Here is a 15001-nt window from a genome sequence, read left to right on the forward strand (position 1 = left end):
GGGAAGAAATAAATGTTTGAATTTCTGTGAAATATCAAATGAGCGGTGGAGACACCGCCCAATAGCAATGTTTGAGGTGGGTTGTCTCCACCCACCTGATAGACTTGTGAATTTTTCATTCATTTATGAACAGCTTCTGAATGATTGAATGACGAATAAAGAAAAGCCATTCAATCACACAGTAATACATTTAATTAAACTGGTATACTTTGCCAGCCTGGGTATTAAAACTATACCTGAAATCTTTGCCCGACTTTTCTTCAATTATGCCTTTTGCAGTAACCTTAAGCTGATTAGGGCTTCTCACAATGCATTTTTCTCCTGATAATGATTTGATCGCTAAGGCTACCACTTTAGCATCTTTCCATTGCAAGTTGATGATTTCGAAATTACCGCGGGCTTTTAAGCCTTTAATGTTGCCATTCTTCCACTTATCGGGTAATGCAGGTAGGAACTGCAATTCGCCAGCCTGGCTTTGCAACAACATTTCAGAAATACCAGCCGTGTAGCCAAAGTTTCCATCAATCTGGAAGGGTGGATGCGCACAAAACAAATTCGAATAGATACCACCACCTTTATTGTAATCGGTACCCGAACCACCCACAGGGGTAATAAAGTTCTGTAAAATTTTATAGGCATGGTTTCCATCCTGCAACCTGGCCCAGAAGTTCATTTTCCAGGCCATCGACCAACCTGTCGATTCATCGCCTCGGGCAATTAAGGTTACTTTTGCAGCCTGCGCCAGTTCTGGTGTTTTAATGGTGCTGATTTCTCTGCCCGGATGCAGGCCAAAGAGGTGCGAAATATGCCTGTGCTGATCTTTCGGATCATCGCGATCGGTTTCCCATTCCTGCAACTGGCCCCATTTACCGATTTTTGGTTTTAATAAATGTGCTTTTAAATCGGCAATGTGTTTTTTATAATCGGCATCTATGCCTAAAATATCAGCCGATTCGATGTAATTGGTAAAGAGATCGTAAATAATCTGATGATCGTGTGTTACCCCGTCTTCGGTAGGGCCATGCTCTGGCGACCAACCCATAGGGGCTACCAAAGTACCATCAGGACGTCTTTTTAGGTGGTCGTCCCAGAACTCAGCAATTTCTTTAATAATTGGGTAGGCGAAGTTTTTCAGGTAAGCTTTATCCTGGGTAAAAGCATAATGCTCCCAAAGGGCTTGTGCATACCAAGCACTGCCCGGTGTATTCCACAAGAAACTCATGCCCCCAAAAATATTGTTCTCTGTTTTTACTGTCCATCCCCGCGTATTTGGATATTGCTTTCGGGTATGCATTTTACTCACCTCGCGCATGCTGTTGATGTAATCGAGGTAAGGTACCTGACATTCGGAAAGATTTGTAGGTTCTGCCAGCCAATAATTCATTTGAATATTGATGTTAGAGTGGTAATCGCTTCCCCAGGGCGGAGTATTGCTTTCGTTCCATAAACCCTGAAGATTGGCCGGTAAACCACCTGCCCTGGAAGAACTAATCAACAAATACCTACCATACTGGAAAATCAGAGCCTCAAGTGCAGGGTCGGTTACCTTTTTATAGTTAATTAACCTTTGGTAAGTTGGCAGGTTTTGATTTGCTGCATCACTGGTACCCAGGTTTAAACTCAGGCGGTTATACAGCTGGCTATAATCGCTAATATGCGCTTTCAGCAGGTTATTGTAACTTTTTGCTTTAACGGCATTTAAAATCCTGTCTATTTTAGGAGCCGGTTCTTCGCCTTTCCAGTTTTGTTCGCGCTTGTTAACATAATTGGTCGCAGCTGTAAAAACAATGGTTACTGCATCTGCATTTTCTATTTTAATTTTTTCGTTATCGCCATCTTTTACGGTACTCAATTTTCCATTTTCAATTTTAACCAAAGCAGTAGCCTGATAAGTTATGCCGTTTGGCAATTTACCAGTCAGCTGAAGAATATTTCCGTTGGCTGTTATCGTGCCTTGATGCGCACCTTTTAAGCCAATAGCAGCCGAATAAGCATTTTTTTGGTTAGCTGTAAAGCGCAACACCATCACTTTATCCGGAAAGCTACAAAAATACTCGCGTTTAAATTGCGTTCCATTTTGCTTATAATCAATGGAATGAACTGCTCTGGTGATATCCAGTTTGCGGGTGTATGCGGTAAATTGCTGATCATTATTGTTAAAATCGATAAACAGATCGCCGAAAGCCTGATACATGCCCCGGTCGTTTTCATCGCCAGTCCATAAGGTATTATCGTTAAACTGAATGTGTTCCTGATCAACCCCACCAAAAATCATCCCGCCAATACGGCCGTTGCCAATAGGGTAGGCTTCGGTCATCCATTTTTTTGCAGGTTTATTATCCCACATCGTGAAAGCAGGGTTTTCTTTAGCCTGGGCTTTTGCCTTGTTTGTGAATTGAAATAGCAAGCACGAAAATAGTGTACAAATGAGGAGTTGCCTGTAATTGAAAAGCATGATGGTTATTTGATTAGTGTGTAACCAAAGATATATAAAATAGCGTGGCAAGAACCGAAACACCCCGAATAAAGCATCCCGATATTTGGCATATTATTCAATTATTTAAGCATAAGGTTATACGTAGCCACTTAAAATCAATTGGTAACTAATATGATATTTTATTGATGGACCTGATAGATTTTCTATATTTGATAGTACACACTAAAACGTTTTATGTAAAATGAAATCTCTAACCAAATCATTACACTTTATCTTATTTCTAAGTGCCCTGAGCTTGTATCAGCTACAGGCGCAAACCAAAGCCAGATTAACCAAATATGTAAATACCTTTATTGGCACAGCACCTTTAACCGATCCTAAAATACTGGGTTATGAGTTGCCACAGGGCTGGCGATCGTGGGCTGGTTTAACTTTTCCGGGTAGTTCATTGCCGAATGCCATGGTGCAACTGAGCCCGATAACCGAATTTGGTTCAGGCGCAGGCTATGAGTATGAAGACGATACCATTTACGGATTTGCGCATACCAACAAAGGGCACTGGAACCTGTGTAATATCCCTGTTTTACCACTATCGAACCCTTTAGGTAAATTCGGTTCTAAATTTTCGCATAAAAACGAAAGCGCTACTCCTGGCTTTTATCAGGTTTATCTGGATGATTACCAGGTAAATGTTAGGCTTACATCAACCTTAAGATGTGGTTTCCACGAATATGACTATAAAAACAATGGCGACAGGCAAATCCTTTTTAGCATGGGTAAGGCCAATAGTGGTGTTTCTACCTGGAACATAGCACAGGATGGGGAATCGGCTATACAAGGTTTTCAGGGAGGTGAGAACGTTTATTTTTATGCTGAAGTAAACGGAAAGATTGATAAACTTGATATTACCGATGCAAGCAAACGTTCGGGCTATGCCATTGTACATTTAGCCGATGGAAGCAAAGGGCCGGTAACTTTAAAAATAGGCTTGTCGTTTGTGAGCATTGCCAATGCCAAAGAAAACCTTAAACAGGAAATTGGCAATAAAACCTTTGCACAGATCCGTAACGAAGCAAGCAGCACCTGGGAAAACTTATTATCCAGTATCGAAGTAAAGGGTGGTACCAGCAAACAAAAACAAATGTTGTACTCTAGTTTGTACCGCTCGTTTTTATGGCCGGCCTTGCGCAGCGATGTAAATGGCGAATATAAAGATGCCAAACGCCAGGTGGTAAAAAGCGATTTCAGGTATTATACCGAGCCTTCGCTTTGGGATACTTACCGCAATAAAGATGTGCTGCTTGGCCTAATTACACCGAAGGTAACTTTAGATGTAATTAAATCGATGAAGGATGTAGGAGAAAAAACAGGTTTTATACCTACCTTTTTTCATGGCGACCATGGTGCTTCTTCTATTGCAGGCGCTTATTTAAGAGGAATTGATGATTTCGATATCCAGGCTACCTACCAGATTTTATTGCGTAATGCCAATGTAGCCGGTGGTGCGAGGCCATTTATAAAAGAGTATATCGAAAAGGGTTACATTTCTGACCCTGATGTAAAGAACCCACATGTAGAAACCAAAGCCAAGGCTGGTGTATCTAAAACACTGGAGTATGCATATGATGATTATTCGCTGGCACAGGTTGCGCAAAAATTGGGCGATACTGCCAATTATCGCATTTTAATGGCCAGATCGAAAAACTATAAAAACATGTTCGATCCATCAACGCGTTTCATGCGTGGCAGATTAGAAAACGGCGATTGGATTAAACCCTTTAACCCACAATATCCTTATTATGAATACATGTACCGCGAAGCCAATGCCTGGCAGGTTTCTTTTTATGCACCGCACGACATGCCCGGGCTAATTGAACTTTATGGAGGTGCAGCAGGTTTTGAATCGAAGTTAGACTCGTTATTTACCGTACCCTGGAATCCTAAATACATTGTCCGCAACGTAGAAACCATGATTGGCCAATACTGCCAGGGTAACCAGCCCGACCACGAGGCTCCGTTTGCCTATACTTTTATTGGTAAGCCCGAAAAATCGCAGAAGATAATCGATAAAATTTTAAACGAATTATATGGCATTGGTAGTGATGGTTTAGCACTGTCGGGTATGGATGATGCCGGCGAAATGTCGGCCTGGTACGTATTCAGTGCTTTAGGTTTATACCCATTTTCGGCCACCGATCCTAAATATATTGTAACCGCGCCCTTGTTTGATGAAGTGAAATGGAAAACCAGCAGCGGTAAAATCTTAACCATTACCAAGCCCGGAAAGGGAAGAGGCATTAGCCAGATTAATGTAGACGGTAAAACGAATGAGGGTTATTTTATTTCGCACGATCTGTTTAAAAACGGAGGCCATGTGCTGATCGAAACAAAATAGGAATAATCTGTTGCGTGTGGGTTAACAAATTTACGATTAAGCAGCAACTATTGAATTTTAGTAGTCAGGTTTTAAAAAAGTCTGACTTTTTTGTTTTAATCCATCGTTTTAAATGTTAAAATAGAGCTATAAAGCTGTAAAATAAACGCTTTTGCAATTTTATACTTACTTTTGTATGCCAAACAGGCAAAATACTTAATGAACAAAAGCACGGAGGTTGGCCTTGATACTATTTCCTTATTAAAATCTGGAAACAGAGTAGCTTTTGATGAAGTTTACCGCCATTATAGCAGCAACCTTTACCTACGCATTTTAAAAATGGTAAAAGTACAGGAGGTGGCCGATGAACTTTTGCAGGATGTATTTTTAAAAGTTTGGTTAAAACGCGACCTCATTGACGAGAACCAGCCCATTAAGGCATGGATTTATAAAATTGCCCAAAACTGCATTTACGATCACTACCGCTTATTGGCTAAAGATGCCAAAATGAGACAATACCTGATTGATCACTATTCGGAGCTTTACAACGAAACCGAAGAATATTTGCTGGATAAAGAGCGGCGGGCAGTTTTAAATCTGGCTTTGGACCAGTTACCGGAAAAAAGAAAACAGATTTTTATGCTATGCCGCATAGAGGGGAAGAGTTACGAAGAAGCCGCATCTATATTAAACATCAGTCCCTCAACGGTAAGCAACCAACTGGTAAAAGCTACCAAAAGCATGAGGGATTATGTGTTTTTCCATTCGAAAGAGTTCATGATTTTCGCAATTGCACTGCATTTAAATAAATAATTTATTTTTTTATTTCCGGAGTAGTGTGTTTTTGCTTTTGCTGCGTATACCTAACAAAGCAAGATGAAAATAACTCCGCAAATAGAAAACCTATATTCCCGTTATTCAAGCAACGAAATTACCGAAGCTGAACTCAATCAGCTGCTCGATTATTTTAATGTGGTCGATCGTGCTGATTTACATGCACTAATCGAATCGGAGCTTTTCGAAACAGACGAGCAATACGAGGCGAATACAAACCTGCAAAAGCATTTAAGCAATATTCATCATGTTATTTCGGCCAGTATAGATGCAGTAGAAAAACCACGCACGGCCAGATTACAGCCTGCATTAAAATCGTTGCTTAAAATTGCTGCCACCATTTTAGTCATACTGTCAATCGGTTATCTGGGTTATACCTATTTATGGAAACAGGCCGATATTTTGCCAGGCAGAAGTCTGGCTACACTTAAAATGAGTAATGGCCAAGAAATTAACCTCGATACTTTAGCCAACAAATCTATTACCACTACTTACGGAATTCAAATCACCAAGTCTTCAGGCGATCGCATTGTGTATACACGCGTAAGCGCCGTTGCAGATACCAACAGTTATTTACAAACCATTACTACACCATTAGGTGGAAAATACAAGATTACGCTTGCCGACGGAACACAGGTGGTTTTAAATTCTGGCTCTACCTTAACTTTCCCGATTGGGTTTAACCAGGCTGAAAGAAGAGTTTCGCTAACCGGAGAAGCTTATTTTGAGGTAAGCAAAGATGCCGAACATCCTTTTATCGTTTCTGCGGGAAGAGAAAGAATTACCGTACTGGGCACGAAATTTAATATATCGAGCTATCCCGACGATGACTTTATAAGCACCGCCTTGTTAGAAGGTAAAGTAAATTGTTTAGATGTTAAAACCAATGCCAATCTCATTTTACATCCGGGCGAGGCTGCTTTGATCCAAAACAATCAGTTAAGCAAATCGGCGGTTGATGTTTCCAATATGGCTGCTTGGCAGCAAGGATTCTTCGCTTTCGAAAACGAAGAACTTGCTGTAATTATGAAACGCCTGAGCCGCTGGTACCAGCTGAATGTAGATTATACATCAATCCCCGAAAAACGCATTTATGCCCGTATAGCTATGCAGGAAAACCTGGCTACTGTATTGGATATGTTATCGACCACCAGTGGCATTAAGTTTAAAATAGAAGGAAGGAGGGTAACTGTAATGAAGTAAGCTTTACGCAAAAACATTTCTACCACCTTATCAACAACCACTAACAAACTTTAAAGAATTTTAAATTGAAATCATCCCTTCAACTTAATAGGGTTATGGCTTTTGTAATGCTGTTTTTGCTTACACTGAGCCTTAAAACCACGCAGGCGCAAACTGCCACTTATACTTTTACATTCAATAATGCACTCATAAATGGGGTAATTACTGAAATTGCTAAAAAGAGTAATTATCAATTTATTTTTGATGCCGAATACCTTAAAAAAGCTAAACCGGTAACCGCTAAAATTAGCACCAATTCATTAAAAACAGTTCTCGAAACGGTATTTAAAGATCAGCCTTTCGATTACGAGATTAATAATAATACAATTGTTTTAAAACCCTCAAAGGCATTGGCGGATGAGGAATATATATTACACGGAATGGTAACTGATAGCTTAGGTTCGCCATTACCAGGTGCTTCGGTAAAAATAAAAGGGACTAACAAGTACATTTTAACTGATGGTAACGGACACTTCAACATCAATTTAACCGATCAATACAATACACTTGAAATCGTCTATGTTGGCTATCTTTCTGCTACCCAACGTGTCGATCGCGCTGCTGCTTTAAAAGTAGTAACGATTCGTTTAAGTGCTAATGCATCCTTATTGGCAGAAGTTGTGGTAAATGGCTTTCAATCCCTTCCACTCGAAAGAAATGCCGGAGCATTTAGTGTTGTTGATGGCAAGAAACTGAATGAGCAAATTAATCCGAACATTCTGGCCGCATTAGAAGGCCGTGTGGCTGGTTTGGCTTATGATAAAAACCCATTCGGATTAGGCGCCGATAAACAAGTTATACGAGGCAGGGGAACATTTTCTATCAACACAACTGGTGTTAGAACAGATCCTTTAATTGTTATTGATGGACTGCCTTCTGAAACTGCACTTGAAGATATTAATCCTTATGATATTGAATCTGTAACGGTTTTAAAAGATGCAGCTGCGTCTTCCATTTATGGGTCAAGATCTGCCAATGGTGTAATTGTATTAACAACCAAAAGAGCAAACAGCCCTGTTAAAATCTCTTTAAATACCGATTTCTTTGTGGATGCAAAGCCGAGGTTTAATTCAATGCATTATGCATCTACAGCCGATATTGTAGATTTAGAAACCGACGTATACAATAAAGAGCGTGCGCGTTATACGACAACCGAATCGATGTTTGGCGCTTATGGAACAGTCGCAAATGGAACTATCAGATATTACAGCCCACTATATCAACTATACCGGGATAGAGATGCAGGTAAGATAACGGCAGATCAGGTAAACCAGCAATTAGACATGTGGAGAAATTCTGATTATTATGAACAGTACCGCGATAATGTTTGGCAAAACGCTTTCCGCCAGCGTTACAACCTTTCTTTGAGTTCTGCAAGTGCAAAATCAAACACCTATGCTTCTGTAAATCTCGACAATTCTGCGCAAAGAGTAATCCATAATAATGATCAGAAGCTCAATATCTATTTTAAAAATACTTACAATGTAAATAAGTGGTTAACTACTACGCTTGGTTTTAATGGAAGTTATACCAAATCGGTTTCAACCGATGAATCTTATGATGCTTACAATGTAATCCAACCTCGATATGCTTCTATAGTTAACCCTGATGGCAGCCTTGCATATGCAGATTATGTAAACTTGCCTGATGGTATTGCCGGTGGAAATGTTAATGGCGCAATGGTTGGGACTTTAAAGAATAATGCACAGTTCCGTTCTTACCGGTTCAATATCCTCGAATCATTAAATGAAGGACAGGTTAACGCAACCAATATTGCATTAAGAGGTTTTGCCAATATACAGGCAAAATTAATGGAAGGCCTTAACTTTTCAAGTCAGTTGCAATTCGAAAATACAGCTACTAAATCAAATCAGTATTATGATGTAAATTCGTACAAGATGCGTGCGGCTTATAATGCACTTATTGGCTATACACCTGCAACTAACGTTTATACTTATGGGCTACCTACAGGAGGAAGATATGGTCAGAGGGAAAGAGGCAATAATAGTTATACTTTTAGAAACCAGTTGAGTTTCGACCGTACTTTTGACAAGGGAAAACATGCCATCTCTGCTATTGCTGGTTTTGAGATGCGCCAAACATTTTTACCAAGAGATATCGAAGATCTAAGATACGGTTATGATCCCATTACTCTTACCTCTACTTTAATTAATACCCAATCCATTAGTCAAACTGGTTTACCAAGTTATATTTATGGTGGTAGCAGAACATTATCTGTTTTAGGCAGAACGCAAACCGAAATTAAACATCGCAATCTTTCTACCTATGCCAATGCAGGCTATACCTATTTAAATAAATATAACATTACGGGTAGTGTAAGGGTAGATCAGGCTGATTTTTTTGGTGTAGATCCCGAATATAAAAACAGACCACTTTGGTCGGTAGGCGCAAGCTGGAATGCCAGTAACGAAGAATTTATTCAGGAACAAAAGTGGATTAGCCTGTTAAAGCTACGTACTACGTATGGCGTAAACGGAAACCAGAACTCAGAAAGTTCTAAATACTTAACAGCAAGAAGAAGAAGTGATAATCTCTTTCCATCACTACAATACATTGATATAACTGCTTTACCAAATCCAAAATTACGTTGGGAAAAAACAGAAACCTATAACGGCGGGGTAGATTATGCATTTTTATCTAACCGTTTAAGAGGAAGTATTGATGTGTATTACAAAAAGAGTACAGATTTAATTGTGAATACGGAATTAGACCCGACTGTTGGGGTAGCATCGAGAGCGATCAATAACGGTACATTGATTAACCGGGGTATCGAATTCACATTAGGTGGCGATTGGTTAAAATCAGGCGACCTCGTTTTAAGCTCAACATTTATTCTTGGCTTCAATAGAAACCGAATCGGTAAGGTGAACAGTGCAATTTCGCAGGCAGGTAACTACGTATCTTCTCCAGCACTGTATTATATAGAAGGCTCGGCATATAATACCTTATATGCTTATCGTTATGGCGGCATGGTAAATGGCTATCCATACTTTTTAGATGAGAACGGCAAGGCCAGTATTGAGTTTGATGCCAGTGGAAACCCCATTATTTCAAGTATAAAAAGTTTGAACAATTTTGGAAGCTTAGTAAATATGGGTACCATAACCCCAACTTACAATGGTTCATTTTCACAACGTATTTCTTATAAAAACTTCGAACTGGGTGCTTTATTGGTGTTTTCTGGGGGTAACGTGATTAGAAGAGATGTAACCAATATCAGTGCATATGATGTAACCGACGAGAACATTACGCAAAGGTTTAAAAACGGAAATATACCCGAAGTACCTCGTTTATTGGTAGACTATCCGGAAGCTTTAATCAACAGTGCCAGTACCATTAATACCATGTGGCAGGCTGCCGATGTAAATGTGGTGAAGGGCGATTATATCAAGCTCAGGAATATTTCCTTATCCTATAATTTGCCTAAAGGCATGATTGGAAAATTTAAACTTCCATCTGCAAAATTTACCGCACAGATTACCAATTTATGGTATGCTAGTGCGGCCGGAGATGATATTGATCCGGAATCTTTCTCGGGACTTACAGGTACCAGAACTCTAGAAAATCCTAAATCATTTGTGTTTGGCTTAAATCTAACCTTTTAACAAGATGAAAAAGAATATAACTATTATCGCGTTCCTGGCCGTTATTTTAATGGGCGGATGCAAAAAATATACAGATCTAACCCCAACAGGTTCATTACTGGTAGAAAATGCTCAAGATTACTACGAGTTGGTATCTTATCCTAACCGTGCTTATCTCATCAGCAATTTTCAGTATCTGGTAGATGATATGTGGATGAAAGAATCGAATTTTATTGGTATTACACCCAATATTAATACGGTACATTTCAGCTTTAACGAGAATATTGATCGTGTTTCGATGATTACCTCATCTAACTTTTACGACCGCTCATACGTTTACATTAATCGCTGGAACACTATTATTTCGTTGGTTGATGGAAGCAAGGGCGATGACAATGTAAAAGCACTGGCCAAGGCCGAAGCCAAAGTTTTAAGGGCATTTGATCACTTTCTGCTGGTAAACGTTTACGCCAAAGCCTACAACGCTGCAACTGCAGCAACCGATGGTGGAATTTGTATCATGGATAAATATGATTTAGAGGCACAGCCCGTAAAATCGACTGTTGCACAAGTGTATGATTTTATCCAGAAAGATATAGATGATGCCCTTCCATATTTACAGGCACAACCATCAGACCCCTACCATCCATCGTTGGCTTTTGCATGGGCATTAAAGGCTAAAGTACATTTATTTAAAAAAGAGATTGCACAGGCCAAACAAGCTTGCGAAAAGTCGCTTGCTTACAATAACCAGATTTTTGATCTGGTTAATTATACTACAAAACAAGGTGGCCCGTCTGTTACGCCAATCATCGCACCAAACAATCCTGAGGTACTGAGTTACATGTATATACAGGGGTACAATGAAACCAATTTTGGTTATACCTGGATAATCAGCCCTGAATTGAGAGAGTTGTTTGGCACTAATGATGCCCGCTTTAACATGTTTTTTAACACTACCAGCGCAAGCTTTTTAGATATTGGATCAAACTCAGCATATTACAGCATTTTTTACACCAGATTCTTTTACCCAACCGTTGGCTTAAAAACTACTGAAGTATATTTAATGCAAGCCGAGTGTTTGGCCAGGGAAGGTGATTTAACCGGTGCCATGGCTGTGGTAAATAAACTCCGCGAAAAAAGGATCATCTCAGGTACAATTACGCTTCCTGTACCCGCCACCAGAAAAGAAACGATGGATATCATTATCAACGAACGCCGCAAGGAGTTGTTTCTAGGCTTTAACCGCTTTATGGATTTAAAACGATTAAATACCGAACCAGAATATTCAAAAACAGTGGTACGCAAGTTTCCGATTGTGAATAAGACCGTGCCACAACAAACTTATACTTTGTTACCTACTTCGAGGTTGTACATCATTCCTTTTCCGCTCAATATACTTAAGAAAAATCCAAACCTAACATTAAATACCGACGAAAAGCTTCCGTTTTAAGATGAATATTAAAAAGATTATTTTTCCGATTGCCTGCGTGCTTTCAATAGCTGCCTACGGACAAAAAGTACAAGTAAAAACTGACAGTACAACAAAGAAAGCCACAGCCGATTACAGCAAGCTGATCCCTGAAAGTGCCTTAAGTCAAAGCGGATTGTTTGATGTGAAACGTGTAGAACAGAAGTGGTATTTTGAAGTGCCCGACAGTATGCTTAACCGTTATATTTTAGCGGTAACACGTTATGTAACCACCCCGCAGGGTATGGGTAGTTTTGGCGGTGAGCAAACCAACGAGCAAACCATTTATTTTGAAAAAGGCAATAACAACAACCTTTTGCTCAGATCAGTTCTATACCGTCAGGATGTAAAAAGCAACGAAGAATCTATTTACAAGGCTGTAATGCAATCGCAGGAAAACCCGATTGTAGCTGCTTTCGAAATTAAAGCTAAAAACCCTAAAACGGGTAATGCTGTAATTGAGGTAACCGATTTCTTTAAAAAGGATAACCCGATCGTTTCAATCGGTGCGACAGAAAAATCAGATAAGAAGCTGGGTAGCGTAGCTGATGACCGATCTTTTATCGAAAAGATCAGTACTTATCCTATCAATATCGAAATTAAGACCACCAAAACCTACAGCACCTCTGCAGGCAATATTCCTTCAGGCGCCTTAACCGGAGCTGTAACGGTACGGTTGAATACTTCTTTTGTACTGTTACCTAAAGTGCCGATGCGCAAACGTTTTGCTGATGAAAGAGTAGGTTATTTTAATAACAAATACATTCTGTTTGATGAAGAAAGACAACATGCAGATGCAAAGTACTTTATTGAGCGTTACCGCCTCGAGCCTAAAGATGCTGATTTAGCGAAGTACAAGCGAGGTCAGCTGGTTGAGCCTAAAAAACAAATTGTGTATTACATCGATCCGGCTACGCCAAAAAAATGGCGTCCATACCTGATCGCAGGAATAAACGACTGGCAAAAGGCTTTTGAAAAGGCAGGCTTTAAAAATGCCATCGTCGGTAAAGAATGGCCAGAGGCCGATACCACCATGAGCCTGGAAGATGCCCGTTTCTCTGTAATCAGGTACTACGCATCCGAAACACCAAATGCTTATGGCCCCAGGATAAGCGACCCGCGTAGTGGCGAAATTATCGAAAGTCATGTAGGTTGGTACCACAATGTGATGAAACTGGTACAAAGCTGGTACATGATTCAGGCTGGTGCACTGGATGAAAGGGCACGTAAAATGAATTTCGACGATGAGCTGATGGGACAGTTGATCAGATTTGTTTCTTCACATGAGATAGGTCATACCATTGGCTTAAAGCACAATATGGGCGCAAGTAGTCAAACTCCTGTTGAAAAATTAAGAGATAAGAAATGGGTAGAGGCTAACGGCCATACCGTTTCGATTATGGATTATGCCCGTTTTAACTACGTGGCCCAGCCTGAAGATCACATTGCACCGGCAGGTATTTACCCACGTATTGGGGCTTACGATAAATGGGCCATTAACTGGGGTTACCGTTATTACGATCAAGCAAAAGATGAATATGCCGAAGAGAAGATTACCAAAAAAATGATCCTCGATTCGCTTACAGCCAACCCAAAACTTTGGTTTGGTGGCGAAGGTAAAGAAGAAGACCCGCGTAGTCAGACAGAAGATCTTGGCGATGATGCTATTGCTGCCAGCGATTATGGCATTAAAAACCTGAAAAGGGTAGTACCCAACCTGGTAAAATGGACTTATGAACCGGGAGATCTGTACAACAATTTAAGCGATATGCACAAGGCAACTGTGCGCCAGTTTAGCCGTTACCTCTACCATGTAATGAAAAATATTGGCAACAGTTATGTAACCAAAAGAAGCGCAGATGAGGCAGGTGTTGTGTATACCGAAGTACCTAAAAAGCGTGTAAAAGGAGTAGTTGATTACGTAGGCCGCCAGCTTTTTGATGCACCACTCTGGCTATACCCGGCAGCGATTACCAGCAGGATTGCTACCAAAAGTATGGACGATATTGTGGATCAGCAAAATCAGATGCTAAACATGTTTTTGAGTCAGGGCTTAATTTACAACATAAGTCAGAAAGCACTGAACTCTGCCGATCCATATCCGGTAAAAGAATATTTAAATGATTTGAAAAATACCACCTGGATTAAATTCAGTGGAGCAGAAGCCAGCGATGTTTACCGCCGAAGCCTGCAGCGTTCTTACCTCGAAAAGTTAAATATGCTTATTAACCCGAAAGATATTGTTGATGGTAAAGCTATGACCACTGCCCAGCGCAGTGATGTGCGCCTGGAAGCCATAGCACATTTAAACGACATTAAAGAAACCATTAAACTGCTTGTTCCGCAAACCAGTGGAATAAACCAGCTGCACCTGAAAGACATGTTGCTGGAAATCGAAAAAATAACCAAAAAATCAAATTCAAATGCCTAATGTGAAACCTTACCTTATTGTTTTGCTCGTTGCCGCCCTATGGTTTGGCAATAGTGCAAAAGCACAGGTACTTACTTCGTTGCAAGAAGTGGGTACGCCAGAACTGGCCCAGAAACGCGAAGTCTTGAAAGAAAGCGTTATCGCCAGCTACCTGGGTATTAAAAATAGCCTTGTTAAATCTGATTCGCTCAATGCGGTTAAGTTTGCAAACGAACTGGTTACTGGTTTAAACCAATTTAAGTTTAAGAAACTCTCGCTCGAAAAAATGAATGAGGCTACCACAACACGTCAGGAAATGATCAGTCTTGCATCGGCCATTGCAGCAACCAGATCAATCAATAAGCAGCGCAGCGAGATGGATAAACTATCGGTTAAAATGTGGCTATTAATTGAAAGATTTAAACCAGAAAAAATGAGCCTTTATAAGCAAGTTTGCCCTATGACGGGCACTACCTGGATTAGTGACGATAGGGCCATCCAAAATCCTTATTACCCTAAAAACATGCTCACTTGTGGCGAGGTTAAAGCCAGTATTTAAGAAAATAAATAATTAGTTAATGATAAAAAGCGGCTATCTGGATAGATGCCGCTTTTATTGATTATTTGA

General features: G+C 40.1%; 8 protein-coding genes. 7 read left to right on the forward strand and 1 reads right to left on the reverse strand.

Annotation, left to right across the window (positions count from 1 at the left end; all coding sequences use genetic code 11):
• Positions 1-190: 190 nt before the first annotated feature.
• Positions 191-2347 carry a glycoside hydrolase N-terminal domain-containing protein gene (locus G7074_RS22920; RefSeq protein WP_166211545.1) on the reverse strand — a complete coding sequence of 719 codons (2157 nt, stop codon included), beginning with the start codon at positions 2345-2347 and terminating at the stop codon, positions 191-193.
• A gap of 331 nt (positions 2348-2678) precedes the next feature.
• Between G7074_RS22920 and G7074_RS22925 the strand changes: the two genes are divergently transcribed.
• From G7074_RS22925 to G7074_RS22955, 7 genes are all read left to right on the forward strand, one after another.
• Positions 2679-4832: a GH92 family glycosyl hydrolase gene (locus tag G7074_RS22925; protein WP_166211548.1), complete on the forward strand. Its 2154-nt coding sequence runs from the start codon at positions 2679-2681 to the stop codon at positions 4830-4832.
• 198 nt (positions 4833-5030) lie between these two features.
• On the forward strand, positions 5031-5624 hold the full coding sequence (locus G7074_RS22930) for an RNA polymerase sigma factor (RefSeq protein WP_166211551.1): 594 nt from the start codon (positions 5031-5033) through the stop codon (positions 5622-5624).
• Between the two features lie 63 nt (positions 5625-5687).
• The gene (locus tag G7074_RS22935; protein ID WP_166211553.1) at positions 5688-6848 is read left to right on the forward strand and encodes a FecR family protein; all 1161 of its coding nucleotides are present in this window, start codon (positions 5688-5690) and stop codon (positions 6846-6848) included.
• Between the two features lie 95 nt (positions 6849-6943).
• The gene (locus G7074_RS22940; protein WP_240916387.1) at positions 6944-10513 is read left to right on the forward strand and encodes a SusC/RagA family TonB-linked outer membrane protein; all 3570 of its coding nucleotides are present in this window, start codon (positions 6944-6946) and stop codon (positions 10511-10513) included.
• Positions 10514-10517: 4 nt separating this feature from the next.
• On the forward strand, positions 10518-11945 hold the full coding sequence (locus G7074_RS22945) for a RagB/SusD family nutrient uptake outer membrane protein (RefSeq protein ID WP_166211556.1): 1428 nt from the start codon (positions 10518-10520) through the stop codon (positions 11943-11945).
• A 1-nt stretch (position 11946) separates the two neighbouring features.
• Positions 11947-14394 (forward strand): zinc-dependent metalloprotease, encoded by a 2448-nt coding sequence (locus tag G7074_RS22950; RefSeq protein ID WP_166211559.1) that lies wholly within the window; start codon positions 11947-11949, stop codon positions 14392-14394.
• Complete coding sequence (locus G7074_RS22955; protein ID WP_166211562.1) at positions 14387-14932, forward strand: DUF3347 domain-containing protein; 546 nt, start codon at positions 14387-14389, stop codon at positions 14930-14932. The genes G7074_RS22950 and G7074_RS22955 overlap by 8 nt, the downstream gene beginning before the upstream one ends.
• Positions 14933-15001 lie beyond the last annotated feature (69 nt).

This window comes from Pedobacter sp. HDW13 (assembly GCF_011303555.1).
Classification (GTDB): Bacteria; Bacteroidota; Bacteroidia; order Sphingobacteriales; family Sphingobacteriaceae; genus Pedobacter.

Bases quoted from the DNA above. Each gene is read 5' to 3' on its own strand.
- G7074_RS22920 (WP_166211545.1), bottom strand. From the start codon at position 2,347: ATGTGGGATAATAAACCTGCAAAAAAATGGATGACCGAAGCCTACCCT.
- G7074_RS22925 (WP_166211548.1), top strand. From the start codon at position 2,679: ATGAAATCTCTAACCAAATCATTACACTTTATCTTATTTCTAAGTGCC.
- G7074_RS22930 (WP_166211551.1), top strand. From the start codon at position 5,031: ATGAACAAAAGCACGGAGGTTGGCCTTGATACTATTTCCTTATTAAAA.
- G7074_RS22935 (WP_166211553.1), top strand. From the start codon at position 5,688: ATGAAAATAACTCCGCAAATAGAAAACCTATATTCCCGTTATTCAAGC.
- G7074_RS22940 (WP_240916387.1), top strand. From the start codon at position 6,944: ATGGCTTTTGTAATGCTGTTTTTGCTTACACTGAGCCTTAAAACCACG.
- G7074_RS22945 (WP_166211556.1), top strand. From the start codon at position 10,518: ATGAAAAAGAATATAACTATTATCGCGTTCCTGGCCGTTATTTTAATG.
- G7074_RS22950 (WP_166211559.1), top strand. From the start codon at position 11,947: ATGAATATTAAAAAGATTATTTTTCCGATTGCCTGCGTGCTTTCAATA.
- G7074_RS22955 (WP_166211562.1), top strand. From the start codon at position 14,387: ATGCCTAATGTGAAACCTTACCTTATTGTTTTGCTCGTTGCCGCCCTA.